Source organism: Bacillus sp. LR--39 (assembly GCF_053613335.1).
In genome coordinates this window covers 189,079-216,023 of sequence record NZ_JBSIOT010000003.1, presented here as the reverse complement: position 1 = coordinate 216,023, position 26,945 = coordinate 189,079, and the positions used below count along the sequence as shown (strand labels likewise).

Sequence of the window (26,945 nt, the reverse complement as noted above, 5' to 3'; positions counted from 1 at the left end):
ATTGTCATTGTAGCATAACCGCCAAAAAAAAGAAGAAGCGAAATCAGTGTTTCGCTTCTTCTCCCGCTCCTACAAAGGATTCAGTATACGATTTAAAAACCGCTGCGTGCGTTCTTCTTTCGGCGCGGAAAAGATGTGGGCCGGCGGTCCTTGTTCCACAATGACGCCGCCGTCAATGAAGATGACTTCATCGGCCACTTCCTGCGCGAATTTGATTTCATGGGTGACGACGACCATCGTCCAGCCTTCGTTCGCCAGATCCTTAATCACTTTGAGCACCTCGCCGACCAGCTCCGGATCGAGCGCTGACGTCGGTTCGTCAAACAGCATCAGCTCGGGCTGAATCGCAAGCGCGCGGGCGATGCCGACACGCTGCTGCTGACCGCCGGAAAGCTGGAACGGATATAAATCCATTTTGTCTTTCAGTCCGACTTTTTCCAGAAGCTCGATCGCTTCTTTTCTGACTTGCTCCTTGTCGCGCTTTTGCACTTGAACGGGTCCTTCCATGACGTTTTCAAGCGCCGTGCGGTGAGGAAACAGATGATACGCCTGAAAGACCATGCCTGATTTGCGGCGGAGGCGAAGAATATCAGCCTGCTTCACTTTTTTGGAGAAATCTATTGAAAAATCGGAGAATGCCAGCTCGCCGCGATTGGGGATCTCAAGCGCGTTCAGACAGCGCAGAAGCGTCGTTTTTCCTGAACCGGACGGCCCCAGAATGGCGATGACTTTCCCTTTTTCTATCTCCATATCTATCTTTTTTAAAATTTCATTCTGTCCGAATGATTTATTTAATCCTTTGACGGAAAGCATATCGAAACCTCCTTATTTGGCCACATAACGGTCGAGACGCCGTTCGATCACGTGCTGTACGATTGACAGCAAGAAGCAGATGATCCAATAAATAAAGGCGGCTTCAATATAGATGACCAAGATTTGATCAAGGTTTTGCGCGCCGATTTCCTGCGCTTTTCTGAACAGCTCCGCGACGAGAATCTGTGAGGCGAGAGATGTATCCTTGATCAGGCTGATAAATGTATTTGATAATGGCGGAATGGACACGCGAAACGCCTGCGGCAGGATCACGCGGAACAATGTCTTGCGATAGGTCATGCCGATCGTATAACCGGCTTCCCATTGCCCTTTCGGCACGGATGAAATAGATGCCCGGATGATTTCAGAAGCGTAGGCGCCCACGTTTAATGAAAACGCGATGACTGCGCTTGGGAAAGGGTCCAGCGTAATATTAAATGTCGGGAACAGATAAAAAATGATGAACAATTGAACGAGAAGAGGAGTGCCGCGCACCGCTGATACGTATACGCTGAACACCCATCTCAATGGTTTCATATTTGACATTCTGGCGAGCGCCGTCATCAGCGCGATGATCATTCCGAAAATAAAGGAAAGAATGGTAAGGGGAATCGAGTAATAGATTCCCCCGGAAAGAATCGGCCAGAATGACTGCTGCACCAAATCCCAAGGAATGGCTGTTGCAATCACGGGCTCCGGCAAGTTACTTAGAAACATCTTCGCCGAACCATTTTTTGGCTATTTTAGAAAGAGTCCCGTCCTCTTTCATTTCTTTTAACGCCTTGTTGACGTGAGTCACAAGTTCGCCGCTTCCTTTTCGGAATGCGAAATACGTTTGCTGCGGCTGGCCTGCTTCAAACGCGATTTTCACGTTTTTATTGCCGGACGTTTTTAAGTAGTTCAGTACGGCAAGCTTATCGTTGTAAGTCAGATCAGCGCGGCCCTGCTGAATGAGCTGAAGGGATTGCGCATGCCTTCAACGCCTTCAATTTTCGCGCCGGCTTCTTTCGCTAATTTATTGTAATTGCTTGTTAATGACTGAGCCGCTGTTTTTCCTTTGACATCAGCCTCTTTCGCAATCGTGCTGTCTTTTTTCGTCACGACGACTGCATTTGACGTTGTGTATTTATCAGAAAAATCATATTGGTTCTCACGGCCTGTTTTGCCGACTTGGTTGGCGACGACGTCAAACCGTTTCGCGTTTAAACCGGCAAACATGCTGTCCCATTGTGTTTCTTTAAAGTCAGCTTTCAGACCGAGGCGTTTCGCCACTTCTTGAATCACTTCAACATCATATCCGGTCAGTTTGTCAGTCTTTTTATCATGGAAGGTAAACGGTTCGTACGTTCCTTCTGTACCGACGGTCAGTACGCCTTTTTTCTTGACAGAAGCCCAAAGATCGCCGTCTTTTGACTTAGATCCGCTGTCCTGTGAGTTTCCGCAGGCTGCAAGCATTGCGATGCTGACCATCATGAACAAAGCGAATAATGCTTTTTTCATCTTCTTTATTCCCCACTTTTCTGAGTAGTTTTATTGAGAAAAAATAGCTCCCAATTGTAAAGGATAACTTTTTTTTAGTATGAGTCAAGTAATTGGTTTTCATGAGCGGGAATTCTTCGTGTTCCGGGATCAAAATAATTCCAAAAACTGTCTGACAGGCTTCGGCAGGTAGCTGTCTTTCCTCCAGATGACGGCCGGTGTCATGACAAACGGGTTGTCTTCGATGATAACCGTTTTGACATGCGAGCGCATATGGACGGGAATCATCGTCAAAGGCAGAATTGTGGCGCCGAACCCTGATGATACGAGGCTCAAGAGCGTCGCGGAGTCATGGCATTCACAGACAACCTGGAGGTCGAGACCGTACTGTTCACAAACTTGGAGGACTTGGTCATACACACCTCTTCCATTGACGGTGCGCAAAAGGATCAGAGGCAAAGAGGCGATGTCATTCAGTTTAATCGTTTCTCCGCACATTCGTTTTGAATGCTCGGACAGCACCAATACACACGGAATGTCTTCAAGCTCCTTCGATTCAATGCCGTCGTTTTTAATCAAGGTGGTGGTGACGGCGGCGTCAATCTGCCGGGTTTCCAGAAGCTCAAGCAGTGAGACGGGTTCATCTTCCCAAATGTTAAAGGTGAGATGCGGAAACCGCTCTTTCATCTGTGACACTTTCTCAAGCATGAGCGCTGCGCAGTAAATGGTTGACCCGACGGCAAGTGTCCCGGCCACTTCTTCCTTCAGCTCTTGTACCTCGATAATGGCATCCTCAAACTTATGAAGAATCTCTTTCGCTCTTTTCAAAAAGACATTTCCTTCATATGTAAGGGTCATTTGTTTCTTTTTATTGCGGTCAAACAGAATGACGCCCAATTCTTCTTCGAGCTGTTTCAGCTGTCTGCTTAAAGGCGGCTGTGCCATATGGAGCTTTTTGGCGGCCGTCGTGATTTTCTGCTCTTGGGCAATGGTGATGAAATAACGCAATTGCCGGATATCCATGAGAACGCTCGCTCCTTTCTTTTATACCTTTAAGGTATGATACATAGATTTAACGAATATTTTTCATATGGATATATCAGGAGTATGATGGTTTTGACACCACATTTCAAGCGTAAAGGAGGGGTCAATATGAAGCTCGTCATCGGAATGACCGGGGCAACGGGAGCCATATTCGGGATCAGGCTTTTAGAATATTTAAAAGCCGCGGAGATCGAAACCCATCTTGTCGTTTCTCCTTGGGCAAATGTCACCATTACACATGAAACCGATTATACGTTAAAAGATGTCGAGAAACTCGCATCCTATACGTATTCTCACAAAGACCAGGCAGCGGCGATTTCAAGCGGTTCGTTTGAAACGGACGGGATGATCATCGCTCCGTGCAGCATGAAATCACTGGCAAGCATCCGCACCGGAATGGCTGACAATCTGCTGACAAGGTCGGCTGACGTCATCCTGAAGGAGCGGAAAAAACTTGTGCTGCTGACAAGAGAAACACCGCTCAGCCAAATTCATTTAGAAAATATGCTAGCGCTTACAAAAATGGGTTCCGTCATTCTTCCGCCGATGCCGGCATTTTATAACAAGCCGGCTGACATGGATGAATTGATCGACCATATTGTGTTCCGGACGCTCGATCAGTTCGGTATCCGTCTGCCGGAAGCGAAACGGTGGTACGGAATTGAAAAACAAAAAGGAGGAATCTGATAATGGCCTATCAGGATTTTAGGGAATTTCTCGCCGCTCTTGAAAAAGAAGGGCAGCTCTTAACAGTAAACGAAGAGGTGAAACCGGAGCCGGATCTGGGCGCCGCAGCGCGTGCAGCCAGCAATCTCGGGGATAAAACCCCTGCGCTTTTGTTTAACAATATTTACGGACATCACCATGCGCAGGTGGCTCTGAATGTCATCGGCTCGTGGCCGAATCACGCGATGATGCTCGGCATGCCGAAAGATACGCCTGTAAAAGAACAATTCTTTGAGTTTGCCAAACGGTACGATGCATTTCCGGTGCCGGTCAAACGGGAAGAAACCGCGCCGTTTCATGAAAATGAAATAACGGAAGATATCAATCTATTTGACATCCTTCCGCTATTCAGAATCAACCAGGGGGACGGCGGCTACTATTTGGATAAAGCGTGTGTCATTTCCCGCGATCTTGAAGATCCGGACAATTTCGGCAAGCAAAATGTCGGCATTTACAGAATGCAGGTAAAGGGAAAAGACCGTCTCGGCATTCAGCCCGTGCCTCAGCATGATATTGCGATTCATCTTCGCCAAGCTGAAGAACGCGGCGTGAATCTTCCCGTTACGATCGCGCTTGGCTGTGAGCCGGTGATTACGACGGCTGCGTCAACTCCGCTGTTATACGATCAATCCGAGTATGAAATGGCCGGCGCGATTCAAGGGGAGCCCTACAGAATCGTCAAATCTAAATTGTCTGATTTAGACATCCCTTGGGGCGCTGAAGTCGTTCTGGAAGGAGAGATCCTTGCGGGAAAACGGGAATACGAAGGACCTTTCGGTGAGTTCACGGGCCATTATTCAGGCGGCCGCAGCATGCCGGTGATCAAAATCAAACGGGTATATCATAGAAACAATCCGATTTTTGAACATTTATACTTAGGCATGCCGTGGACGGAGTGCGATTATATGATCGGCATTAATACGTGCGTGCCGCTTTACCAGCAGCTCAAGGAAGCTTATCCGAACGAAATTGTCGCCGTGAATGCGATGTATACGCACGGGCTGATCGCCATTATTTCCACGAAAACGCGCTACGGCGGATTTGCCAAGGCGGTCGGCATGCGCGCCCTGACCACGCCGCACGGACTCGGCTACTGCAAAATGGTCATTGTCGTGGATGAAGATGTCGATCCGTTTAACCTGCCGCAAGTCATGTGGGCGCTCTCAACGAAAATGCATCCGAAACACGATGCAGTCATCATTCCTGACCTGTCCGTCCTTCCGCTTGACCCGGGGTCTGATCCGGCAGGGATGACACACAAAATGATTCTTGACGCCACAACGCCTGTCGCGCCGGAAACAAGAGGCCATTATTCGCAGCCGCTTGATTCTCCGCTGACAACGAAAGAGTGGGAACAAAAACTGATGGACTTAATGAATCAATAAGAAAGGATGAGGTTGCAATGAAAACATGCCCGCGCTGTGAATCGAAAAAAGGAGAAACCGTCAGCCAATCGCCGGTCAAAGGCGCTTGGGAAATTTACCAATGCCAAACCTGCTTTTTCACATGGAGATCCTGTGAACCGGAAAGCATCACGAATCCGGCGGCATTCAACCCGGCATTTAAAATTGATCCGAAAGAAACGGAGACGGCCGCACATGTTCCCGCTGTCCCGGAAAGAAAAGCGTAATGCTGACGGAGCACTTGCCGAAGGCGCTTTACACGCTTTTAGACGGGATGGAGCTTGAAAAAAAGCAGCACGACGCGTTTGTGCTGCAATCTGTGACAAAAGAAGGCCGTCCGCACGCGGCTATGATCAGCGCCGGTGAAATCGTGGCTGTGAGCAGAACAAATCTCCGGCTCGCCTTATGGAAAAACACGACGACCGTAAAAAGCCTGCTGCATTCGGGACAAGCTCTTTTCATCGCCTGGCACGGAGGAGCCGCATATTACGTCACATTGGAATGTGAGGCGCTTCCGCCGCTGAAAGAGGCGAAACACGAGCGGGAACGGTTCAGCTGCCGCGTGATCACCGTCAAGGAAGATCGGGCGAAATACGCGGATCTGACATCCGGACCGGCCATCCAGCTCCACGAACCGGAAGATGTCTTGAAGAGATGGAGAGAAACACTTGAGGAGTTAAAACGATAGACGCATAAAAAAAGCCTGCGGACGATTCCGCAGGCTTTTTTTTTATTGTACGCCTTTCATCGCCCGTTTAATAACGGGAGATAGAAGAATCAAAATAATACCAAGAATGATCGAAATAAGACCGATTGAGCCGAAGTAGGCCGCTTCAGAAATCTTATCAAACAAACCGACTACTTTTGCGTTCAGGGCTTGACCGCAGGCGTTTGTTAAAAACCACATGCTCATCGTCTGCGCTGAGAAAGCGGCAGGCGCAAGTTTCGTTGTGACGGATAAACCGACCGGTGAAAGGCAAAGCTCACCAAGCACAACCAAAAGGAAGCTGAGCACAAGCCAAAGCGGGCTCACAAGCTCGCCGCTTCCGCCCATAACCGGAAGCACCATGACTAAAAATGATAATCCGGCAAGGATAATGCCGATCGCGAATTTAATCGGTGTTGAAGGCTGGCGTTTGCCGAGCTTCATCCAGATCCACGCGAACACCGGCGCGAAAATAACGATGAATAACGGGTTCAGAGACTGGAACCATGAAGACTCAAGATGCATGCCCGCAAAGGAAAGTCTCGTGCGCTGATCCGCATATAAAGCAAGAATCGTCGCGCCCTGCTCCTGAATCGCCCAGAACATTGCGGCTGCAATAAACAGCGGAACATAAGCCGCAAGCCGTGATTTTTCCGTTTTCGTCGCTTTTTTGCTCGTGAACATCACGATAAAGTAAATAACCGGAATGACAATGCCGAGGATACTGACGGTGTCAATCACACGCTGGATCGTCAGCCAGCCGGTTTGAATCAGAACGACGATAACGGCTGCTGCGATGACCACTCCGATTCCCGTGCCGATCACTGATGATTTAGAAATCGGATTCGGTACATTGGAGCCTGCTTTGCCGAGGTATTTCTTTCTCGTAAGAGCGAAAACAATCAGTCCGAGGAACATACCGGCCGCGGCGCATCCGAAGCCTAAGTGGTAGTTGTACTTCTGTCCGAGTGTTCCGACAATTAGCGGCGCAAGCAATCCGCCGAGGTTGATCCCCATGTAAAAGATGCTGAAACCTGAGTCGCGGCGCTCGTCTTCCTTCGTATATAAATCTCCGACAACGCTGGATACGTTTGGTTTAAGCAGGCCGGTTCCGATAATGATCAGAGCCATGCTGGTAAAAAACGCCGCCGTGCTGCCAGGGAAGGCAAGAGCGATGTGCCCGAACATAATTAAAATTCCGCCGTAAAATACGGTGTTTGCCGTGCCGAATACCCGGTCGGCCAGCCATCCGCCGATGACGCTCGACATGTATACGAGAGACCCGTATATGGACATGATGGCAACTGCGGTCGTTTTATCAAAGCCGAGACCGCCATGAGCGACTTCCGTGTATAAATAGTAAAGCAATATGGCTCTCATACCATAGTAGGAGAAACGCTCCCAAAATTCGGTGAAAAACAGTGTAAACAAGCCGCGGGGATGACCGAAAAAGCCTCTTTGCGGCACAGTTTCTGTTATAGAGTCCTTATCAATAGATGCCACCTGAGCCAACCCTTTCTTAAAAAAGTGTATTACAAAAATCATATTCTTATATAATACTTGTGTCAATATAATTTATACTGAATTCAAAAAATTCCAGAATGAAAAGATATTAAAACGTTGAATATAGACGAATCTTCCTAATTCCAATGACTTATTTTGTTATATTATCTGACGAAACTATCTTTATAAACTTTTTTAATAAAATTTAAAGTATGTACAGGCGGAGCGGGATATGGCGGAATAAGATGACAATAAGAGAGGAAGGAGGAGATTATTACTTGCCGAATTGTATATTGGATATTACGGATTGCGGTGTGGCGGCAGACGGAAAAACCGACGTGACGGTAGCCATCAATCAATGCTTGGCCAGGGCCGTAAGCGAAGGCTGTCATACAGTGTTTTTTCCGCCCGGAACGTATAAAATCAACGGCACGCTTGGCGGGGACAGAAGCCAGCCGTTTCGGAACGCCGGGATTAACGTGCCGAGCCATCTCACCATCGTTTTAGATCCGGAATGCACGATTAAAGTGGCGCCGAACAGCTCCTGGGGCTACTCGGCTTTCTATATAGGCAGGCGTGAAAATGTCACCATCACCGGCGGCCGGATCATCGGGGAACGGGATGAACACACGTATACCAATGTCCCTTTGCGGTCGACCCATGAATGGGGGTTTGGAATCTGTATTGAAGGCAGCAGCAATGTGCTGATCGAAAATGTGAAGATTTCGGATTTTACGGGAGACGGCATAATTGTCAGCCCGCTCGGGTTAAAAACAAACAGTGATTACGAAACTTCAGAACAGGTGACCATCCGCCGCTGTGAGGTCAGGCAGTCAAGGCGGAACAACATTTCAATCACCGGCTGCAATACCGTTACGGTGGAAGAATGCGTGATTGAAGACGCCGGGCAAGGGAACGGAACGGCTCCGAAATTCGGAATCGATATTGAATCGTACGGAGAAGGCGATATTGATTATGAGGAAGCTCTTCATATTACGGTCCGCAACAACTTCTTCTCCGGAAACGCCGCAAGCTCAGTCACCAATTTTAACGGATATAATGTGTTAATTGAAGGAAATCATTCCGATAACACAATCAGCTACGGGTATGGGGCACATACCGTCATTTCGGGGAATGTCTTCTTTCGGTCAGACGGCGGCTCAAGAACCGCAGTCGCCGGACAAGGTGTGTCACAGGGACAGGACAGCAGCAATGCCGTCATTTCCAACAATCTGATTACCGGTTTTTCCACCGGAATAGATGTAAGGGGAAAAAGCGTCCTCGTCACCCACAACAAAATCAATCAATTTGAAAATACGGGCATCTCCGTCTATCAGGCAGAAGATGTGACCGTTGACGGCAATGTCATTGAAAACGGACGTTCCGAAACGAGACGAAGCACGGGGATGCGGGCGACGCTGTCGGAAAACGCCGTTTTTACGAATAACACTCTGAATCAGGTGACAGACGGAATCAGCATGTCGGCCGGCAATATCACCGTAAAACAAAATGTGCTGAAATCGTTCAGCCGGGGCATATGGGTCACAGGCGGAAATGCCGTTATTGAAGGAAATACGCTCATTCCGAATGCGTATCAGGGCGCCGCGGAGTCCTATGCCGTATCTGTAACAAATGAAGCCAGGGCTGTCATCAAAGGCAATCTCTTTAAGAACTATAAAAACTATCCCGTATTCAGTTCAACATCCTTGGGAACCTCTGTCATCAGCAACCGCTTTGAATCATCACCGCTCGTCGTTACCGTGTATCTGAACTCAGGCACGCATGAAGTCATAGACAATACGCTCACGATCAACCGAACGGCGGGCAGCCCGATCGGCATCTATCTGAACGGAGCCTCCAATTCCCTCGTGTCGGGCAATACCATCAACAACCTTTCCGCCGCTTCTGCTTCCGCCATCCAAACCAATTCCTCCGCAAGCACCAAAATCATCGGCAACCGCATAATCAGAGGCGTCATTGTGAAACACACGACAGATACGGAAAGCGGAAATATCGTCATCTGAAAACAATCTGCGCCGGAAAAATAAAAAGAACACATGAACTCCGAGAGAAGGAGGGATGTGTTCTTTTTTGACACAATACAGCCGTGCGCCTGTCAGGCATCTTTTTTACCTGATTTATATAAAGCGATCATTTCTCTGATTAAAAAGAGGGCGAATAAAAACAGCATCAGCCATTCTGAGAAGGTGGTCAATTTAAAAGCGGACAGGTTGTTTTGGACCGCTCCATAGAAACTGAAACCTTGTAGCATATCCATCGCGAGTGAAATCACCAGCAAGGCAGCCAGCAAAAAAAATGAAACTCCCAATATTTTCATGAGCAACACTCTCCCTTTTTATCCTTTTCGATTACGCAAAATTTATACAGACTTTCCGCCGTGCATAATCTTTTGCCGTACAGGAAGAATATGAAAAAAACGAGGAAAGGTTTTTTGCGATATGCCGCCATTTTTTAAGCAGAAGAAACAAAAAAAAGCCGATCAAAACGACCGTGACAATGAAGACAGAAAAGAAGCGGCCAGCCAGCCGGACAAAGAGCGGGATGAGCCGATCTCCCTCAGCTTAAAGCAAAATATGAAGAAGCTGTCTGAGAGGTTCGGCAACAGTGCCGATGTCGTCATCCGCCGGCTGAAAATCGGAAAAGAAGAGCTTCCGGCCGCAATTGTGTATATCGCCGGTTTGGTAGACGAACAGCTTGTCAGCCAATCCCTTCTGGAGGATTTAATCGACATCCCGTCCGTTCAGCCGGAACAAGCGGTCTGCCTGATATACGATAAAACGCTTGCGATCGGCGGGGTGAAAGAGGAGGAAAAATGGAAAAGTCTTTATGCCGGGCTGGTGGCGGGCAGCACGCTCATTTTTGTCGACGGGGCTGACAAGGCGCTGATCGCCAGCACGGAAGGGGGAGAGCACCGGTCCATTCAAGAGCCGAGCACTCAGGTCTCTTTCCGCGGCCCGCGGCAGGGATTCACTGAATCTCTGCAAACCAATATTTCCATGATCCGCAGGTATGTAAAAACGCCTGATGTATGGGTTGAAAAAATGGAGATCGGACACGAAACGAATACGGATGTCGCGCTGATGTATATTAACGGAATTTGCGATAAAAAGCTGATTAAGGAAGTCCGCAAGCGGCTGAAGCACATTGACATCGACAGCATTCTGGAATCCGGCTACATTGAACAGCTCATTGAAGACGCGCCGTTTTCTGTGTTCCCCACCGTATATCATACGGAGCGGCCGGACGTTGTGGCGGGGAATCTGCTGGAAGGACGATTTGCGATTATAGTGGACGGAACGCCGTTCGTTCTCCTCGCGCCGGCCTTATTTATTCAATTTTTTCAATCGGTTGAGGATTATTATTCACGATTTGATATCGCCACCAGCATCAGGGTGCTGCGGGTTTTGATCTTCTTCATTTCACTGGTGGCGCCGGGGATTTATGTGGCGGCGACGACCTTTCACCAGGAAATGATTCCGACGCAGCTGCTGATTGTCATCGCGGCCCAGCGGGAGACGGTGCCGTTCCCGGCCGTGATTGAAGCGCTGACGATGGAAGTGGCCTTTGAGATTCTCAGGGAGGCGGGTGTCCGGCTTCCGAGAGTTGTCGGCTCCGCCGTTTCCATAGTCGGAGCGCTTGTCATCGGCCAGGCCGCCGTACAGGCCGGCATTGTTTCCCCGGCCATGGTTATCGTCGTCGCCCTGACGGCGATTGCCAGCTTTGCGACCCCGGCTTTTGACATGGCGATATCTGCGCGGCTGATCCGGTTTCTCTTTATTCTGTCGGCGGCGGTCATGGGATTTTACGGGCTGATTCTGGGCATTATCATGATGTTTGTCCATCTGTGCGGCCTGCGTTCATTCGGATTTCCGTATATGTCCCCGCTCGCTCCTTTAACCCCGGGCGGACTGAAGGATTCCCTCCTCCGCGCTCCGTTATGGGCGGATGAAAAAAGGCCGGGACTGCTCGTGCAGGAAAACAACAGGCGCCAAGGGGAACATCAAAGACCGAAACCGGAGACATCCAGAGGAATGGTTAATAAAGATGTAGAAGAGGGCGACGGTAATGAAAAGACGTAAATGGATGCTTATCCTTTGTACGATGGTTTCCCTTATGTTTGTATCCGGATGCTGGGATAAAAGGGAGCTGACCGATTTAGCGGTGATCTCCGCCATCGGTATTGACCGGACCGAAACGGGAAAGTACGTCCTTCACTTTCAAATTATCAATCCGGGAAACGTGGCCGGCGGTCTGCAGGGCGGCGGAGCGGGAGACCGGCCTCCGGTTTCCGTCTATTCGGTGTCCGGAGACAATTTGACGGAAGCTTTGAGAAAAGGCTCGATGAAAGTGTCCAGGAGGCTCTATTTTGCGCATACAAATCTCGTGGTGTTCAGTGAAAAACTGGCGAAAGAGGAAGGGCTCAGTTTTATTCTGGACAATCTTGACCGCGACACCGAATTCAGGACGACCGCAACCGTTGTGATTGCGCATAATTCCAAGGCGGAAGACATTATTAAAGTGCTGACGCCGATTGATAAAATCCCTTCCAATAAAGTGAACAAGACGCTCAGCTTCACGCAGGAACAATACGGCAGAGTCATTAAAACCAGCCTTCAGGACGTTCTGATTGATCTCGCTTCTCCGACCGGGTCGCCGTTTATTCCTGGTTATGAAATGCACGGAGACGATAAAGCCGGTCCTACGATGGAAAATACGCAGACAACTGAACCGAAAGCAGTGCTGTCAGCGGACGGACTGGCGGTGTTCAAAAAGGATGGGAGGCTGGATTACTGGATTGAGGATGACGACAGTGTGGGGGCTGTATGGCTGCTCAATAGGATCAAGCATACGTTCATCAATGCGGATTGGAAGAACGTGAAGCATGCAATCAGTCTGCAGGTCACCCGCCAGAATACAAAGGTGACGGCCACTTTTCCGAACGGAAAACCGCATATTCACGTGCATGCTCAGGTCGAGGGGCTGGTGGACGCTGTCAGATACCCTTTCCATCTGTCTGATCCGCAAGTGCTGATGACGATGCAAAAGGCGCTCAGCGTGCAGCTTGAGAAAGATATCACCAAATCGATTGAAGATATAAAAGCCCATAAGAATGACTTCGTCGGCTTCGGAGACCTGATCTATCGGAAGCATCCGGACAAATGGAAAAAGTTCAAAGGGAAGTGGGATGAAGAATATTTCCCAAATCTCCCCGTAGATGTCAAAACGGAAGTCATTATCAGAAGAACGGGCTTGCGGAATAATCCTCTCTCAGACAAGCTTGAGCATGATTGATTTGAGGAGAAAGGAGCGAAGCGTATGGAAAATGCGAAAATCGGCACGCGTCAGCTGTTTATTATGATCATTTTGTTTGAATTGGGCAGTTCGTTATTGATCCCGCCGGGCACGATGGCCGGGCGGGATGCGTGGCTGTCCGTGCTTCTCGGGTGCGTTACCGGTCTCGGACTTTTCTACGTTTATCAGGCGCTGTATCAATTTTTTCCTGAGTCTTCTCCGAGAGATTACATGAACGAACTGATCGGCAGACATCTGAGCTGGGCGGTCTCCCTTCTTTATATTCTCTATTTTGCTTATATCGCCGCCCGCGTATTGCGGGATTTTGGCGAAATGCTTGTCACCTTCGCCTATCAGGACACGCCGATTTTAATTGTGAATGCCATGCTGATGATCGCCGCGATATTTGCGGTCAGAAAGGGAATTGAAGTGATAGCGAGAGCCGGCGAGCTGCTGTTTGGCATTATGTATTTCCTGACAGCCGTCGGGCTGATCCTCATTATCAGCTCAGGCACGATAAACCTCAGATTTCTCCAGCCCGTTTTAGCGGAGGGTGCAGGAACGGTCATTTATTCCGTGTTTAAACAGACGATGTTCATCCCGTTCGGTGAATTAATCGTGTTTGTCATGATTTTCCCTTATTTAAAAGATCGGAAAAAGGTGAAGAAAACCGGATTTATGGCGATTATCATCAGCGGGCTGTTTTTGGCGATGTCAGTGGCGATTAATATTTGTGTGCTGGACGTCAACTTAATGCTCCGCTCTCAATTTCCGCTGCTGAGCACCATACAGACAATTAAAGTGGAAGAGTTTTTAGACCGGCTGGATGTCTTTTTCATGCTCGTGCTCGTCATCGGCGGTTTTTTCAAAGTCAGCCTTTTTACATATGCGGTTGTCGTGGGCGTGTCCACGCTGTTTAAAGAAAAAAATCCGTCCCAGCTGGCCTTCCCGGTCGGATTGGGGGTGCTGATTCTCTCCATCAGCATCGCAAGCAATTTTTCGGAACACATGAATGAAGGCTTAAACATTGTGCCGATCTATATTCATCTTCCGTTTCAAGTGCTGTTCCCCGTTTTGCTGCTTATCATTGCCGTTATTAAGAAAAAGGTCAAAGGGACCGTCTATACAGTTTCGAAGAAATAACCCGGCCGGTGCGCCGGGTTATTTTAAATATCATGATTTTTGTCTTAATGCATTGACAAACTTGCCTGACAATTGTACATTTTGATTTATTCTTATAAAATTACTAGGAAATATAGGTTTAGTGGTGTTAATGTTTTCCGAACCGTATTTCAGAATAGAAGGAGATCCATCATGACAAAGAAAAAAGAAATCAAACTCGGTGTGTTTCTCGCGGGCACCGGCCATCATGTCGCTTCTTGGAGACATCCTCAGGCACCGGCGGACGCGAGCATGAATTTGGATTATTTCAAAGAACTGGCGAAAACAGCTGAGCGGGGGAAATTGGACATGCTGTTTTTGGCGGACAGTTTATCAATAGACGGCAAATCACATCCGAATGTGCTGACGCGCTTTGAGCCGTTTACGCTGCTGTCGGCGCTCGCTCAGGTCACATCCCGCATCGGTCTGACGGCGACCGCATCTACCACATACAGCGAACCGTTCCATATCGCGAGACAATTTGCATCGCTTGATCATCTTTCCAACGGCCGTGCGGGCTGGAATGTCGTCACATCTTCGATTGAATCGACCGCGCTTAATTTCAGCGGCGAAAAGCATCTTGAGCACCATCTCAGATATCAGCGCGCGGAAGAATTCGTTGAAGTCGTCAAAGGATTATGGGATTCGTGGGAGGAAGACGCCTTTATCCGTGACAAAGAATCAGGAGCATTTTTCGATAAAGACAAAATGCATGAATTGAACCATAAAGGAACATATTTCTCCGTGAGAGGGCCGTTAAATGTCGCCCGCACACCACAAGGGCGCCCAGTCATTATTCAGGCCGGATCATCAGGAGACGGAAAAGCGCTGGCAGCCAAAACGGCGGAAGTCATTTTCACCGCGCAAAATCATTTGGAGTCCGCGCAGGAATTCTATCAATCTATTAAAGAACAAGCGGCTTCTTTCGGCCGTGATCCTGAAAAAATCGCGATCATGCCGGGAATTTTTCCCGTTATTGCCGATACCGAAGAAGAAGCGCAGGCAAAATATGAAGAGCTCCAAGACCTCATCATTCCGTCTGTCGGCCTGAACATTCTGCAAAACTATCTGGGCGGCGTCGACCTTTCCGCCTGCCCGCTTGACGGCCCGCTGCCTGAATTGGATGCGGATGCGTCGAATGCCGTTAAAAGCCGGTTCAAGCTCGTTCAGGAGATGGCCAAACGCGATAACATGACCATCCGCGAGCTGTACAAATATGTGGCGGGTTCAAGAGGCCATCATATCTTTGTCGGAACGCCGGAACAGCTTGCCGATAAGATGGAAGAATGGGTCGGAAAACAAGCTTGTGACGGTTTCAACATCATGCCGCCGCTTTTGCCTGAAGGTCTCACTCTTTTTGTAGACAAAGTGATTCCAATTTTACAAGAACGGGGCGTGTTCAGAAAAGAGTATGAAGGAACGACGCTCAGAGAACATTTCGGACTGGAAAAACCGGCAAACCGATATGCCGACTAAAGGAGGGCTCATCATGTCAAGACAATACCGGCTCGCAACGGAGGCAGACGCTGATGAGCTGCTTTCACTGACACTGCGGGCGTATGAACCGATCCGCAAGCTCGGCATCAACTTTGCCGCAGCAACGGCGGATAAGGAGCTCGTTTTGAATAACATACAAAAAAACGCCTGTTACGTTTTGGAGGAAGACGGACGGATTCTGGCGACGATTTCTCTGCGGATGCCGTGGGGGCCGAATCCCGGGCCGTACGGTGTCCCTCATATTTGGTGGTTCGCCGTCGATCCTGAAACCGGAAAAAAAGGGACGGGCTCAGACATGCTGGAGTGGCTGGAGAATACAGTGCTCCGCGATACATTAAAAGCGCCTTTCGTGTCACTAGGCACAGCGGACAAGCATCCGTGGCTGATCGGCATGTACGAGCGGAAAGGCTACGTCCGTGCAGGCGAAAAGGATTTAGGAAAAGGGCACATCACCATTTATTTAAAAAAACAATTGCAGGATTAACATTTTAATAGGAAAAGGCGGGATTTCAATGAAGAAGAAAACATGGGCTTTGCTGCTGTCTGCCGCGCTTTTGGCGGTCTTAACAGCATGCGGAAACGGAAACGAAAGCGAAGGCGGCGATAACGTACTGCATGTAGGCGCCACGGGGCAAAGCTATCCGTTCGCATATAAAGAAAACGGCAAGCTGACCGGCTTTGACGTGGATGTCATGGAAGCCGTCGCGAAAAAAATCAACATGAAACTGGACTGGAAGCTGCTTGAATTCAGCGGTCTGATGGGAGAGCTCCAGACCGGCAAACTCGACACCATCTCAAACCAGGTCGCTGTCACGGACGAACGCAAGAAAACGTATAACTTCACAGAACCGTATTCGTATGCGGGCACTCAAATCGTCGTCAAAAACGATAACAAAGACATCAAATCAGTCAACGATCTAAAAGGAAAAACAGTGGCGGCCGTTCTGGGCTCAAACCACGCGAAAAACCTTGAGAGCAAGGACCCGGATAAAAAAATCAACATTAAAACGTATGAAACACAAGAAGGTACGCTGAAAGACGTGGCTTACGGACGGGTTGACGCTTATGTGAACAGCCGCAGCGTCCTGATCGCCCAGATCAAAAAGACAGGTCTGCCTCTGAAATTAGCAGGAGACCCGATTGTCTATGAAAAAGTCGCTTTCCCGTTTGCGAAAGATGCGGCTCACGATAAAATCCGCAAAAAAGTAAACAAAGCCATTGAAGACCTGCGAAAAGACGGCACGCTGAAAAAGCTGTCTGAAAAGTATTTTAAAGAAGACATCACAACGGAAGCAAAGCATTAAGAAACGGCGGTGAAAATCGAGAATGAACAGCATTGATTGGGGATTTATGTTTTCAGCTTTTCCCGCGTTAATCGAAGCCTTGCCGATCACATTACTAATGGCCGTCGCGGCCATGGTATTTGCCGTGATCGGCGGCCTTATATTAGCGCTTATCACAAAAAATCGTGTTCCTGTGCTTCACCAGCTGTCAAAGGTGTATATTTCATTTTTCCGGGGCGTGCCGACGCTCGTGCAGCTTTTCTTAATTTATTACGGCCTGCCCCAGCTCTTTCCCGGAATGAGCAAGATGACGGCGTTAACTGCGGCGATTATCGGGTTAAGCCTGAAGAATGCCGCCTACTTGGCTGAAATCTTCCGCGCGGCGCTCAACTCAGTCGATGAGGGGCAGCTTGAAGCCTGTCTGTCTGTCGGAATGACAAAATCCCAGGCGTACAGACGGATCATTTTCCCGCAAGCCGTCAGAAACGCGCTTCCCGCGACGGGAAATACGTTTATCGGCCTGTTAAAGGAAACATCGCTCGCCTTTACATTAGGAGTGATGGAAATGTTCGCCCAAGGAAAAATGTACGCATCAGGCAACCTCAAATATTTTGAGACGTATTTAGCCGTCGCGGTCATGTACTGGATTCTTACGATTATTTACAGTGTGCTGCAGGATCTGCTCGAACGGGCGATCAGCAAGCCTTATCGCACATAGGAGGAGGCTCAGGATGATACAAGTCAGACATATTCGAAAAGCATTTAAAGACCTTACCGTACTTGACGGGATCGATCTTGAGATCAAAAGCGGCGAAGTCACGGCCATCATCGGCCCGTCAGGCTCGGGAAAATCAACGCTCCTCCGTTGTTTGAATCTGCTGGAGCGCCCGGATGACGGCATCATTGAAATCGGTGATGCAAAACTGAATGCAGCGTCCTATTCGCGCAAAGACGTTCATAAGCTTCGCCAGCAGACGGCGATGGTGTTTCAGAATTACAACCTGTTCAAAAACAAAACCGCCCTGCAAAATGTGACAGAGGCGCTGATCACCGCGCAAAAGAAACCGAAAAAAGAAGCGGAACAGATCGGTATGGATCTGCTGCGGCAAGTCGGTTTAGAACACAAAGCGGACAGCTACCCGATTACGATGTCGGGCGGGCAGCAGCAGCGGATCGGGATTGCGCGCGCCTTGGCCGTTGATCCTCACGCGATTTTACTGGATGAACCGACTTCGGCCCTTGACCCTGAGCTTGTAGCCGGGGTGCTCCAAGTCATCAAATCAATTGCCGAAAAACAGACAACCATGATCATCGTCACGCATGAGATGACTTTTGCTCGTGAAGTGGCCGACAAAGTTATTTTTATGGCAGACGGACGCATCATCGAACAGGGAACGCCGGAAGAGCTGTTTGACAATCCGCAGAACGAACGGACGAAAAAATTCATTAAGCAAGTGGGAGAGCCCGCCGAACTTGTCTAAGAAGGGAAGAAGAAGAAATGGCAAATGAAACGTATGAATCATTAAACAAACGTTTAATCAATATCCGCCGCGACCTTCATGAACACCCTGAGCTGTCAGGCGAGGAATACGAAACGACGAATAAAATCCGCCGCTGGCTGGAGGAAGAAGGAATCACGGTTCTTGATATGCCGAAACTTCAAACCGGAGTGATCGCTGAAATCAAAGGAGACAAAAGCGGCCCCGTCATCGCCGTCAGAGCGGACATCGACGCATTGCCGATCGAAGAGAAAACAAACCTTCCGTTTGCTTCGCGCAACAGCGGCGTGATGCACGCCTGCGGCCATGATTTCCATACGGCATCTATCCTCGGCACGGCTTTTTTATTAAAAGAGAGAAAGCATGAGCTGAAAGGAACGGTGCGGTTTATTTTTCAGCCCGCGGAAGAAATCGCCGCCGGAGCAAGACAGGTCATTGAAGCCGGCGCGCTTGACGGTGTATCGGCGATATTCGGCATGCATAACAAACCTGACCTCCCCGTCGGTACGGTCGGTCTGAAAGAAGGCCCGCTGATGGCGAGTGTCGACCGCTTTGAAATCACCGTTAAAGGAAAAGGCGGCCACGCCGGAATCCCTGATAACAGCATTGATCCGATTCAGGCGGCAGGGCAGATTACCGGCGGCCTGCAATCAGTTGTCAGCAGAAATATCAGCTCGCTTCACAATGCCGTCGTCAGCATCACAAGAGTTCAAGGCGGCAGCTCTTGGAATGTCATCCCGGACCATGTTGAAATGGAAGGCACCGTCCGGACGTTTCAAAAGGATGCGCGTGACGCTGTTCCGAAACATATGAAGCGGGTTGCCGAAGGAATCGCAGCCGGGTTCGGGGCAGAAGCCGAATTCCGTTGGTATCCTTACCTTCCGACAGTGATGAACGACGCCCGTTTCATCCAGGCGGCGGAACAAACGGCTGAAGATCTCGGGCTTCAGACCGTTCGGGCAGAACAGTCGCCCGGCGGCGAAGACTTCGCGTTATATCAAGAAAAAATCCCCGGCTTTTTCGTCTGGATGGGAACAAACGGAACAGAAGAATGGCACCATCCCGCCTTCACACTCGACGAAAAAGCGCTCCCGGCAGCGGCTGAGTTTTTCGCCCGGCTTGCCGTCAATGTATTGGAGCAGACGGAATGAATACGGAAAATCTGACGGCCGGGCTTGCTGAGGCCGTCATGTCGTCTGTGCCGGAAACATCCGCTGAAGCGATGAAAGAAGCGCGCAAAGGACTGCTTGATTTTACAGCGGCAGCTTTTGCGGGGAGACGGGATAAAGGAGTTGAAAAGCTGGTAAAACTGGCCGAAGAAGAAGGCGGGGTGCCGATAGCGCCGCTTATCGGCAGAAATCAAAAAACCACGCCGTCCCAATCCGCGCTCATTAACGGATTCATCGCACATGCGCTTGATTTTGACGATGTTCATTCTGATGTAAGAGGACATCCGAGCGCAGTCATCCTCCCGGCTTTGATTGCAGCCGCATCAGCCGGCCGTATAGACAAGGGCCGCTTTCTCGGTGCTTATGTGACGGGAATCGAAGTGATGGCGCGGATCGGCGAGTCAGCTGGAAGGCATCATTACGAGAAAGGCTGGCACAATACAGGAACGTTAGGTGCCATTGCGGCCGCATGCGCCGTCGGATTCGCGGAGAATCTGAATCAAATCCAATTGCAGAAAGCAATCGGGTTTGCGGCCGCCCGTTCCGGAGGCATGAGAGTGCAATTCGGGACAGAAATGAAGCCGCTCCACGCAGGACTGGCCGCTCAAGCCGGATTGTTCGCCGTAAAGCTTGCAAAGGCCGGTTTCGGCGGCTCAGTTCATGCGCTCGACGGGGAGAAAGGTTTTTTCGGACTGTACGGCGATCTTGAACGGGCAGAAACCCTGCTTGTAAACAGGTGGGGAAACCCTTGGCGGATTGTGAGCCCGGGACTTTGGTTTAAGGTTTATCCGTTTTGCTCGGCGGCTCATCATGCGGCGGACGCCATTCTCAAGCTGAAGGCCGAACATGGTCTCACTTTCGGCCAAACGGAACGGATCGACGTGATTTATCCGCCGGGCGGGGACGCCGCATTGACAGAACGGCGTCCGAAAACAGGCGAAGCGGGAAGATTCAGCGTGGAATATGTGATCACCTTAGCTTTGCACGGTAAGGATTTTTCAGTTGAACATTTCACATCCGAGCCGATTCCTGAATCCTTTCAAAAAGGATTTGAGCGGATTCACCGCAGCTGCGATGACCAAATTCAGCCGGCTGAAAACGCCGTTCCGAAGGGCCGTTTTACAATTGTACGGGTTACGGCTTCCGGCGGTCATGTCTATGAAACACGTATCGACTGTCCGAAGGGAGCGCCGGGAAACGGCCTTTCTGAAAAAGACATTGAAGACAAACTCCGGCTCGCTTTGCCGGGGGAAGAGGAAAAGGCGGAAGAATTGATCAAAGCAGCCGGACAATCAAATATTGACCGTTATTTACAGCTGATATAAATAAAAAGAGCGAGGGGATGCAGCCCTCGCTCTTTTTACGTTCACTTCTATTGAATAGGGGGATATAGGGTGCGCCCCTGTCTGCGCTGGCAGGGGCGCGGTATCAGGAAACGGCCGTGCCGTTTTCTTTGACCGTGAAACTTCCTCTTGATAAGCGGATGTTGATATCAGACACTTTGGCAATTTGTTCGTCGTGCGTCACCATGATGACGCATTTGCCGTCTTTATGTGCCAAGTCCTGAAAGAGCCGGACGATTTCCTTTGACGTATCCTCGTCGAGATTTCCCGTCGGCTCGTCCGCGCAAATCAAATCCGTGTCACAGCAGAAAGCCCGCGCAATTGAAACGCGCTGCTGCTGTCCGCCGCTTAATGTCAGCACTCGCTGACGGGCCTGCTGTTCGGTGATGCCGACTTTTTTCAGCATGCTGAGCGCGAACGCATCTTTGTTGTTCTCCTTAGAGCCGGTGATCTCCATCGCTGTTGTGACATTCTGGAGCGCCGTCATATACGGGATCAGATGATAAGATTGAAAGACGATAGAGACATATTGATTTCTGAATTTGGTTAATCCGATTTTGGAGATGTCTTCTCCGTTATAAAGGATGCTTCCCTCTTTAGGTGTATCAAGGCCGCCCGCCAGAGACAGAAACGTTGTTTTCCCCGTCCCGGAGGCGCCGACAATTGTATAAAACTTCCCTTTTTCAAAGCTGATCGTTATATCCTGAAACAGCGGCTGTGATTTGTCTTGGTACCAGTAGCCGGTCTGTTGAAAGGTTAATAGGCTCATTATGCTGCCTCCTCTTATTCCTGCTTGGTCAGGATCGTTTTAGGGTGAAGCCGCATGACTGATACAGACGGCAGTAATGTGGCGATGACGGCAATTGCGACGCCGATCCCGCCAAGAATCAGAAGGTCATTCAGCGAGACGTTTACCTGCATTGTACTGATGACATCCGCGCCGGATGAATGCTGACCGAACAAGCCGCCTCCCCGCGGCATTTCTCCGCCGCCCCAGCCGCTTGTTTGCTGCTGTGAATCATCGGCTGAGCTGACCTGCTGGGAAAGAAGCTGATTTCCGAGCTGATTCGCCACAAGGCTGCCCGTGACGGATGCGATCCCGATGGCAATAACGGCGACAACCAGAATTTCCGTTAAGAATTGTCCGATGAGCTTCCAGCGCTTTTCGCCGATCGCCATCAAGACACCCATTTCATACTTGCGTTCCCTGATCGACATCATCACGATCAACCCGAGAATGACCGCGCCCGCGATGGATACAAGGTATACCACGTTTTTAGAAAATGACGCGACATTTTCAATCGGACCGGCCATTTGCTGATACACCTGATCATTTGTCGTCAGCGCGTAGGTTTTATCATCTATAGATGTTTTTTTCGCAGCCGCAACGAATGAGTCAATATATTTTGCATCATCCATATAATAAACGGCTGAGCTGATTTTGTTTTTGTTATCAGACCCTTTTAACGCCGCCGCGGCGGTGTAAGGCGTGTAGATTTTATTGTCAGGATTTAAGAATGAAAAATGCTGTGCCTGATCGTCTCCTGATGATGTTGTTTTATAGATTCCCACAATTTTAAGCTTCGTTTTCAAAGAATCATCCGCTGCTGAGGAAACGGTAATGGAGCCGCCGACTTTCAGCTTATTTTGGTCTGCCAGCGTTTCATTAATCACGGCGACTTTTGCGTCCGCATCTGTTTTTGTGATAGCGCGTCCGTCAGTGATTTTTGAACTCCCGCCTGTGAAATCATCAAGCAATGCCGTAGAGAGCACGCCTTCGATCGAGATATCCGCTGAAATCATCTGTCTTCCGCCGCCTTGAAAACGGCCGGCGCCGGAACTGGCTGATTCGCCTGAGCTTTTTATCGCATCAAAGCTTTCTGCATTTGCTGACGCTGTCGTGAGGAAGTTGTAATTTTTAACATGCTGTAAAGATGTAAGCTTCTTGGCATCTGAGACGGAAATCGGCGTTGATTCAAACGTCCTCTTTTCACCGTCTTTTTGCTGCTGCGCCATTTGCTTTTGGCGGTCAGCCTGGAGTGTGACGCTCCCGCCGAGCTGCTGCCTTGCCAGTTCGCTTGATTTCTTTGCCGCTGACTGGATCGTAAGACCGGACAGGACAAAAATGCAAATCACTGAAAACACAACCAGCTGCAAAAATGTTTTTCCCTTTTTTTCCTTCATGCTCCAAAAGGCTCTTTTTATAAAGTTCATGTCTGTTCCTCCGTGTGGGTGTCAGATCTTGTAAAACCGGCCTTCTTTAGCACCGGTCATCCGATATGTATATAGTAGGAGAAATGTATGAAAAAAATATGAACAAACTATTTCCGGGTGATGAAATAAAAACTAACAATTGTGAAACCCGAAAACATCCGAGTAAAATGGTGCTATTATAAGAAAAAGCGTCAAGATAAGCGGAGGAACCAATGAAGATATTAATGATAGAAGACAATATAAGCGTATGCACCATGACGGAAATGTTCTTTTTTAAAGAAGGGTTTGAAGCCGAATTTGTCCATGACGGAGTGGAAGGCTATCAGCGGTTCACGGAAGAGGACTGGGATTTGGTCATTCTGGACATTATGCTTCCATCCATGGACGGAGTGACGATCTGCCGGAAAATAAGAGAGACGAGCAGTGTGCCGATTATTATGCTGACCGCAAAGGACACGGAGTCTGATCAGGTGATCGGGTTTGAAATGGGGGCCGACGATTATGTCACCAAGCCGTTCAGCCCGCTGACACTAGTAGCGCGGATTAAAGCGGTGATCAGAAGATACCGGGCGACGGGGCAGGCCGTAAAAAGTGACGAATTGATCGAAACGGCGTGTTTTTCAATCAATAAGAAGACGCGGGAAGTGTTTCTGCACGGAAAACCTGTCGAGAATCTGACGCCGAAGGAATTCGATCTGCTCTTTTATCTCGCACAAAATCCGCGCCAGGTCTTTTCGAGAGAGCAGCTGCTTGAGCAGGTGTGGGGCTATCAATTTTACGGCGATGAACGTACGGTTGATGTTCATATTAAACGGCTGCGCAAAAAACTGTCCAGTGAGGAAAAACCGTTTTTATACACGGTGTGGGGGGTAGGATACAAATTTGATGAGGATTAAATACTTATATCAGCTGCTGTTAAGCCATGTCAGCATTTTGATTTTGGCCTTTTTCATCATCATTTCCCTGTTTTCGCACTTTGTGAAAGATTTTGCGTATCAAAATAAAGTGGATGAGCTGTCATCTTACGCGCAGCAGATCACAAGTGAGCTGAACGGCCGCGATCTTGATCTGCGCCGCCTGTATCCGTATCAGGACATGTTAAAAACGCGCGAGACCAGGTTTATTATTTTTGATGAACATCAGCGGCCTTACTTTTTTCCTGACGATATGCCGCCGCGCGAGAAGCTGAAAAGTAAAGAGTGGCACATGCTGAAGCAAGGGAAAACCGTTCAGATCAGAGCGGAGATGAACCGTTTTAATACGGAAGGCTTAGAAGTATCGCTTGTCGCAAAGCCGCTTTTTATCAACGATCAATTTAAAGGGGCGGTGCTGTTCGTGTCTCCCGTCAGAGGTGTCGAGCAGATGATCAGCCAGGTCAACCGCTATATGATTTACGCGATCATCAGCACCCTTATCATCACGATTCTGCTGAGCTGGCTTTTATCTAAATTTCACGTCAAGCGGATTCAGACATTGAGGGATGCGACCGGAAAAGTGGCATCAGGTGATTACGATATTTCGCTCAAGAACAGCGGCGGCGATGAAATCGGCATGCTGGCGTCCGATTTCAACACCATGGCCAAAAATCTGAAGCAATCGAGAGAGCAGATTGACCGCCTTGAAAAGCGGAGGCGCCAATTTATCGCCGATGTCTCCCATGAGCTGAGAACACCTTTGACGACCATTAACGGACTTGTGGAGGGGCTTAACAGCAACACCATCCCGGAAAAAGATAAAGAGAAATGCTTCTCGCTGATCAGCGAAGAAACGAAGCGGATGCTCAGGCTCGTGAAAGAAAACCTGGATTATGAAAAAATCAGATCCCAGCAAATCAAACTGGACAAGCTCAGTCTGCCGCTCATCGAGGTGTTTGAAATTATTAAAGAGCATCTCAATCAGCAGGCGGAGAAAAAACAAAATCAGCTGCGGATTCAAGTGGAGGACGGCGTCAAAGTGTTCGCCGATTATGACAGGCTGATCCAGATTCTCGTCAACATCACGAAAAACAGCATTCAATTTACGCAAAAGGGAGACATCACGCTGCGCGGGTATGAAGGCTATAAAGAAACGGTGATTGAAATCGAAGACACCGGGATCGGCATCTCCAAAGAGGAAATTGAGCATATATGGGAGCGGTTTTATAAGGCGGACGTGTCCAGAACGAATACGGCATACGGCGAATACGGACTCGGCCTTTCCATCGTCAGGCAGCTCGTCGAAATGCACAAGGGCACGATAGATATTGACAGCGAAAAAGGAAAAGGCACGACCTTTACAATCCGCCTTCCGCTGAATACGAAAAATGAATCATCTTGAAACCGGCGGTCCCGTCTGGCCGCCGTCTGTTTTAACTCCACTCGGAAAATTGCGCTCTGCCGAAACAAAGTTTGCGTGTTTTTCGGGATGGAAAGAGACGGAAACGTGATAAAATAACTGGTAAACAGGTCTTGGATGGGGAGGGTGAAGGAATGAAGAGCGGGTTAATTCCTTCTTCAGCAGTCGGGCAGAAAATTAACGAGTGGTACCGATACATCAGAACATTCAGCGTGCCGGATGCGGAGATCTTGAAGGCCGAGATCAAACAAGAGCTTGACCATATGGAGCCTGATTCGAACTTAGTGCTTTATTATTCCCTCATGGAATTTCGCCATCAGCTGATGCTGGACTACTTGGAGCCGCTGGAAAAACTGAAGATAGAAGACCAGCCGACCCTGTCGGAAATTCTTGATAACATTGATAACAGCCAGGCCGGCCTCAAGGGGCTTCTCGATTATTACGTCAATTTTTTCAAAGGCATGTTTGAATTTGATAAAAGAGAATTTATCTCAGCGATTACATATTATAAACAAGCTGAGAAAAAACTGGCCTTCGTATCGGACCATGTGGAACGGGCGGAGTTTTATTTTAAAGTGGCCGAAGCTTATTATCATATGAAACAAACGTATTTTTCTTTGATACATATAAAAAACGCTTATGAAATTTACGTGGAGCAGGACACATATAACGTCCGGATTATTCAATGCCATTTTGTATTCGGCGTCAATTTAATGGATGAAAGGCGCTTTGAACAGGCGGCCAAACATTTTCAGCACGCTCTGCAAATGGCCGAAAAAGAACAAAAAGCGCAGCTTGTCGGGAGGGCGCTGTATAACCTCGGACTGTGCTACTACAATCAGGACCGCATCGGCGAAGCGATTCCGTACTTTGAACGGGCGGTTGATACATTTGAATCACAAAGAATCGTCAATTCTCTTCCTCAAGCATATTTTCTAATCACACTCATTTACTTTAAACTCGGAAAAAAAGAAAAAGCGTCGGAATATCACAAGCGGGGATATGAATATGCTAAAGAAACAGACGATCCCGTTTACACGGTAAAATTCGAATGGCTGCAGGCTCTGTATCAGGCGAAACCGGATGAGGAAACAATCAGCGCGTGTTTCCGTTACCTGGAAGATAAAAATTTATACGCCGATATAGAGGATTTAGCACTAGAAGCAGCTAAATATTACTATGAACAAAATTGCTTTAAGATTTCTTCTGACTATTTTCTGAAAGTCGAAGAGGCAAGGAAACAAATACAAAGGAGTGAGGGTTTGTATGAAATTGAAATCTAAATGGTTTGTTATTTGTTTAGCAGCCGCCGCGATTTTTACAGTGACAGGAGCAGGCCAGACAGATCAGGCTGAATTCCATGTAGCTGAAAGAGGAATGACGTGAGAAGAAAATAGCCTGAACAAAGGAAAAGACTGCCCCGAGAATGTTCCCGGCAGTCTTTTTTTTGCGCGGCCG

At 48.8% G+C, this 26,945-nt stretch carries 26 protein-coding genes and 1 pseudogene; 19 read left to right on the top strand and 8 right to left on the bottom strand.

Going from position 1 to position 26,945, the window contains the following annotated elements:
• Window positions 1-69: 69 nt before the first annotated feature.
• The 4 genes and pseudogenes from tcyC to ACWHAR_RS16070 all read right to left on the bottom strand — a co-directional run bounded on the left by tcyC (window position 70) and on the right by ACWHAR_RS16070 (window position 3,315).
• The gene (gene tcyC / locus ACWHAR_RS16085; protein ID WP_007609342.1) at window positions 70-813 is read right to left on the bottom strand and encodes a cystine ABC transporter ATP-binding protein TcyC; all 744 of its coding nucleotides are present in this window, start codon (window positions 811-813) and stop codon (window positions 70-72) included.
• A 12-nt stretch (window positions 814-825) separates the two neighbouring features.
• The gene (locus ACWHAR_RS16080) at window positions 826-1,530 is read right to left on the bottom strand and encodes an amino acid ABC transporter permease (RefSeq protein ID WP_032872846.1); all 705 of its coding nucleotides are present in this window, start codon (window positions 1,528-1,530) and stop codon (window positions 826-828) included.
• Window positions 1,517-2,313, bottom strand: a pseudogene (tcyA, locus tag ACWHAR_RS16075) (cystine ABC transporter substrate-binding lipoprotein TcyA). The gene ACWHAR_RS16080 and the pseudogene tcyA overlap by 14 nt, the downstream one beginning before the upstream one ends.
• A gap of 129 nt (window positions 2,314-2,442) precedes the next feature.
• Window positions 2,443-3,315 carry a LysR family transcriptional regulator gene (locus ACWHAR_RS16070; RefSeq protein WP_032872848.1) on the bottom strand — a complete coding sequence of 291 codons (873 nt, stop codon included), beginning with the start codon at window positions 3,313-3,315 and terminating at the stop codon, window positions 2,443-2,445.
• A 93-nt stretch (window positions 3,316-3,408) separates the two neighbouring features.
• Between ACWHAR_RS16070 and ACWHAR_RS16065 the strand changes: the two genes are divergently transcribed.
• From ACWHAR_RS16065 to ACWHAR_RS16050, 4 genes are read left to right on the top strand one after another with little or no spacing between them, the layout of a single operon-like run.
• The gene (locus ACWHAR_RS16065; protein ID WP_087920750.1) at window positions 3,409-4,023 is read left to right on the top strand and encodes a non-oxidative hydroxyarylic acid decarboxylases subunit B; all 615 of its coding nucleotides are present in this window, start codon (window positions 3,409-3,411) and stop codon (window positions 4,021-4,023) included.
• 2 nt (window positions 4,024-4,025) lie between these two features.
• Window positions 4,026-5,447, top strand: a complete 1,422-nt coding sequence (gene bsdC, locus ACWHAR_RS16060) for a phenolic acid decarboxylase BsdC (RefSeq protein ID WP_007609358.1) — start codon at window positions 4,026-4,028, stop codon at window positions 5,445-5,447.
• Between the two features lie 17 nt (window positions 5,448-5,464).
• Entirely contained in the window at window positions 5,465-5,692 is a 228-nt protein-coding gene (locus tag ACWHAR_RS16055; protein WP_007410250.1) for a non-oxidative hydroxyarylic acid decarboxylases subunit D, read from the top strand.
• Window positions 5,692-6,153 carry a hypothetical protein gene (locus tag ACWHAR_RS16050; protein ID WP_032872850.1) on the top strand — a complete coding sequence of 154 codons (462 nt, stop codon included), beginning with the start codon at window positions 5,692-5,694 and terminating at the stop codon, window positions 6,151-6,153. The genes ACWHAR_RS16055 and ACWHAR_RS16050 overlap by 1 nt, the downstream gene beginning before the upstream one ends.
• A gap of 42 nt (window positions 6,154-6,195) precedes the next feature.
• Here the strand turns inward: ACWHAR_RS16050 and ACWHAR_RS16045 are convergent, their stop codons facing one another.
• The gene (locus ACWHAR_RS16045) at window positions 6,196-7,674 is read right to left on the bottom strand and encodes a peptide MFS transporter (protein WP_032872853.1); all 1,479 of its coding nucleotides are present in this window, start codon (window positions 7,672-7,674) and stop codon (window positions 6,196-6,198) included.
• 278 nt (window positions 7,675-7,952) lie between these two features.
• On the opposite strand from ACWHAR_RS16045, the gene ACWHAR_RS16040 reads away from it, so the two are divergent.
• Window positions 7,953-9,698, top strand: coding sequence for a right-handed parallel beta-helix repeat-containing protein (locus ACWHAR_RS16040; RefSeq protein WP_032872855.1), 1,746 nt, complete (start codon window positions 7,953-7,955; stop codon window positions 9,696-9,698).
• A 92-nt stretch (window positions 9,699-9,790) separates the two neighbouring features.
• Here ACWHAR_RS16040 and ACWHAR_RS16035 read toward each other — a convergent pair whose 3' ends face one another.
• Window positions 9,791-10,012, bottom strand: a complete 222-nt coding sequence (locus ACWHAR_RS16035) for a hypothetical protein (RefSeq protein WP_032872857.1) — start codon at window positions 10,010-10,012, stop codon at window positions 9,791-9,793.
• Window positions 10,013-10,133: 121 nt separating this feature from the next.
• On the opposite strand from ACWHAR_RS16035, the gene gerKA reads away from it, so the two are divergent.
• The 10 genes from gerKA (at window position 10,134) to ACWHAR_RS15985 (ending at window position 20,921) form a co-directional block, all read left to right on the top strand.
• The gene (gerKA, locus tag ACWHAR_RS16030) at window positions 10,134-11,774 is read left to right on the top strand and encodes a spore germination protein GerKA (RefSeq protein ID WP_032872859.1); all 1,641 of its coding nucleotides are present in this window, start codon (window positions 10,134-10,136) and stop codon (window positions 11,772-11,774) included.
• Window positions 11,761-12,987, top strand: a complete 1,227-nt coding sequence (locus ACWHAR_RS16025) for a Ger(x)C family spore germination protein (RefSeq protein ID WP_032872862.1) — start codon at window positions 11,761-11,763, stop codon at window positions 12,985-12,987. Before gerKA ends, ACWHAR_RS16025 begins: the two co-directional genes overlap by 14 nt.
• 24 nt (window positions 12,988-13,011) lie before the next feature.
• Window positions 13,012-14,130 (top strand): GerAB/ArcD/ProY family transporter, encoded by a 1,119-nt coding sequence (locus ACWHAR_RS16020; RefSeq protein ID WP_032872864.1) that lies wholly within the window; start codon window positions 13,012-13,014, stop codon window positions 14,128-14,130.
• A 168-nt stretch (window positions 14,131-14,298) separates the two neighbouring features.
• The gene (locus tag ACWHAR_RS16015) at window positions 14,299-15,624 is read left to right on the top strand and encodes an LLM class flavin-dependent oxidoreductase (RefSeq protein ID WP_029326230.1); all 1,326 of its coding nucleotides are present in this window, start codon (window positions 14,299-14,301) and stop codon (window positions 15,622-15,624) included.
• Window positions 15,625-15,637: 13 nt separating this feature from the next.
• On the top strand, window positions 15,638-16,129 hold the full coding sequence (locus tag ACWHAR_RS16010; protein ID WP_003156352.1) for a GNAT family N-acetyltransferase: 492 nt from the start codon (window positions 15,638-15,640) through the stop codon (window positions 16,127-16,129).
• Window positions 16,130-16,157: 28 nt separating this feature from the next.
• Complete coding sequence (locus ACWHAR_RS16005) at window positions 16,158-16,949, top strand: amino acid ABC transporter substrate-binding protein (RefSeq protein ID WP_032872866.1); 792 nt, start codon at window positions 16,158-16,160, stop codon at window positions 16,947-16,949.
• 22 nt (window positions 16,950-16,971) lie between these two features.
• Window positions 16,972-17,646: an amino acid ABC transporter permease gene (locus tag ACWHAR_RS16000; RefSeq protein ID WP_007410261.1), complete on the top strand. Its 675-nt coding sequence runs from the start codon at window positions 16,972-16,974 to the stop codon at window positions 17,644-17,646.
• 13 nt (window positions 17,647-17,659) lie between these two features.
• Complete coding sequence (locus tag ACWHAR_RS15995) at window positions 17,660-18,409, top strand: amino acid ABC transporter ATP-binding protein (protein WP_032872867.1); 750 nt, start codon at window positions 17,660-17,662, stop codon at window positions 18,407-18,409.
• A gap of 17 nt (window positions 18,410-18,426) precedes the next feature.
• A complete protein-coding gene (locus tag ACWHAR_RS15990) occupies window positions 18,427-19,578 on the top strand; it encodes a M20 peptidase aminoacylase family protein (protein ID WP_032872869.1) in 1,152 nt (383 codons plus the stop codon).
• Entirely contained in the window at window positions 19,575-20,921 is a 1,347-nt protein-coding gene (locus ACWHAR_RS15985; RefSeq protein WP_032872872.1) for an MmgE/PrpD family protein, read from the top strand. The genes ACWHAR_RS15990 and ACWHAR_RS15985 overlap by 4 nt, the downstream gene beginning before the upstream one ends.
• Before the next feature lie 103 nt (window positions 20,922-21,024).
• Here ACWHAR_RS15985 and ACWHAR_RS15980 read toward each other — a convergent pair whose 3' ends face one another.
• Window positions 21,025-21,708 (bottom strand): ABC transporter ATP-binding protein, encoded by a 684-nt coding sequence (locus ACWHAR_RS15980; protein ID WP_032872874.1) that lies wholly within the window; start codon window positions 21,706-21,708, stop codon window positions 21,025-21,027.
• Window positions 21,709-21,722: 14 nt separating this feature from the next.
• The gene (locus ACWHAR_RS15975; RefSeq protein ID WP_032872876.1) at window positions 21,723-23,153 is read right to left on the bottom strand and encodes an ABC transporter permease; all 1,431 of its coding nucleotides are present in this window, start codon (window positions 23,151-23,153) and stop codon (window positions 21,723-21,725) included.
• A gap of 212 nt (window positions 23,154-23,365) precedes the next feature.
• On the opposite strand from ACWHAR_RS15975, the gene ACWHAR_RS15970 reads away from it, so the two are divergent.
• From ACWHAR_RS15970 to ACWHAR_RS15955, 4 genes are all read left to right on the top strand, one after another.
• The gene (locus ACWHAR_RS15970) at window positions 23,366-24,049 is read left to right on the top strand and encodes a response regulator transcription factor (RefSeq protein WP_032872879.1); all 684 of its coding nucleotides are present in this window, start codon (window positions 23,366-23,368) and stop codon (window positions 24,047-24,049) included.
• Window positions 24,036-25,469: a sensor histidine kinase gene (locus ACWHAR_RS15965; protein ID WP_161503657.1), complete on the top strand. Its 1,434-nt coding sequence runs from the start codon at window positions 24,036-24,038 to the stop codon at window positions 25,467-25,469. Before ACWHAR_RS15970 ends, ACWHAR_RS15965 begins: the two co-directional genes overlap by 14 nt.
• A 152-nt stretch (window positions 25,470-25,621) precedes the next feature.
• Window positions 25,622-26,770 carry a Rap family tetratricopeptide repeat protein gene (locus ACWHAR_RS15960; RefSeq protein WP_007410270.1) on the top strand — a complete coding sequence of 383 codons (1,149 nt, stop codon included), beginning with the start codon at window positions 25,622-25,624 and terminating at the stop codon, window positions 26,768-26,770.
• Entirely contained in the window at window positions 26,754-26,873 is a 120-nt protein-coding gene (locus ACWHAR_RS15955) for a PhrC/PhrF family phosphatase-inhibitory pheromone (protein ID WP_003156334.1), read from the top strand. Before ACWHAR_RS15960 ends, ACWHAR_RS15955 begins: the two co-directional genes overlap by 17 nt.
• Window positions 26,874-26,945: the final 72 nt, after the last annotated feature.

Coding starts and splice junctions, on each gene's coding strand:
- ACWHAR_RS15970 (WP_032872879.1), top strand. CDS start 23,366: ATGAAGATATTAATGATAGAAGACAATATAAGCGTATGCACCATGACG.
- ACWHAR_RS15985 (WP_032872872.1), top strand. CDS start 19,575: ATGAATACGGAAAATCTGACGGCCGGGCTTGCTGAGGCCGTCATGTCG.
- ACWHAR_RS16050 (WP_032872850.1), top strand. CDS start 5,692: ATGCTGACGGAGCACTTGCCGAAGGCGCTTTACACGCTTTTAGACGGG.
- bsdC (WP_007609358.1), top strand. CDS start 4,026: ATGGCCTATCAGGATTTTAGGGAATTTCTCGCCGCTCTTGAAAAAGAA.
- ACWHAR_RS16000 (WP_007410261.1), top strand. CDS start 16,972: ATGAACAGCATTGATTGGGGATTTATGTTTTCAGCTTTTCCCGCGTTA.
- ACWHAR_RS16070 (WP_032872848.1), bottom strand. CDS start 3,315: ATGGATATCCGGCAATTGCGTTATTTCATCACCATTGCCCAAGAGCAG.
- ACWHAR_RS16055 (WP_007410250.1), top strand. CDS start 5,465: ATGAAAACATGCCCGCGCTGTGAATCGAAAAAAGGAGAAACCGTCAGC.
- ACWHAR_RS15980 (WP_032872874.1), bottom strand. CDS start 21,708: ATGAGCCTATTAACCTTTCAACAGACCGGCTACTGGTACCAAGACAAA.
- ACWHAR_RS15990 (WP_032872869.1), top strand. CDS start 18,427: ATGGCAAATGAAACGTATGAATCATTAAACAAACGTTTAATCAATATC.
- ACWHAR_RS15955 (WP_003156334.1), top strand. CDS start 26,754: ATGAAATTGAAATCTAAATGGTTTGTTATTTGTTTAGCAGCCGCCGCG.
- ACWHAR_RS16035 (WP_032872857.1), bottom strand. CDS start 10,012: ATGAAAATATTGGGAGTTTCATTTTTTTTGCTGGCTGCCTTGCTGGTG.
- ACWHAR_RS16020 (WP_032872864.1), top strand. CDS start 13,012: ATGGAAAATGCGAAAATCGGCACGCGTCAGCTGTTTATTATGATCATT.
- ACWHAR_RS16080 (WP_032872846.1), bottom strand. CDS start 1,530: ATGTTTCTAAGTAACTTGCCGGAGCCCGTGATTGCAACAGCCATTCCT.
- ACWHAR_RS16025 (WP_032872862.1), top strand. CDS start 11,761: ATGAAAAGACGTAAATGGATGCTTATCCTTTGTACGATGGTTTCCCTT.
- ACWHAR_RS15975 (WP_032872876.1), bottom strand. CDS start 23,153: ATGAACTTTATAAAAAGAGCCTTTTGGAGCATGAAGGAAAAAAAGGGA.
- ACWHAR_RS15995 (WP_032872867.1), top strand. CDS start 17,660: ATGATACAAGTCAGACATATTCGAAAAGCATTTAAAGACCTTACCGTA.
- ACWHAR_RS16010 (WP_003156352.1), top strand. CDS start 15,638: ATGTCAAGACAATACCGGCTCGCAACGGAGGCAGACGCTGATGAGCTG.
- ACWHAR_RS16005 (WP_032872866.1), top strand. CDS start 16,158: ATGAAGAAGAAAACATGGGCTTTGCTGCTGTCTGCCGCGCTTTTGGCG.
- gerKA (WP_032872859.1), top strand. CDS start 10,134: ATGCCGCCATTTTTTAAGCAGAAGAAACAAAAAAAAGCCGATCAAAAC.
- tcyC (WP_007609342.1), bottom strand. CDS start 813: ATGCTTTCCGTCAAAGGATTAAATAAATCATTCGGACAGAATGAAATT.
- ACWHAR_RS15960 (WP_007410270.1), top strand. CDS start 25,622: ATGAAGAGCGGGTTAATTCCTTCTTCAGCAGTCGGGCAGAAAATTAAC.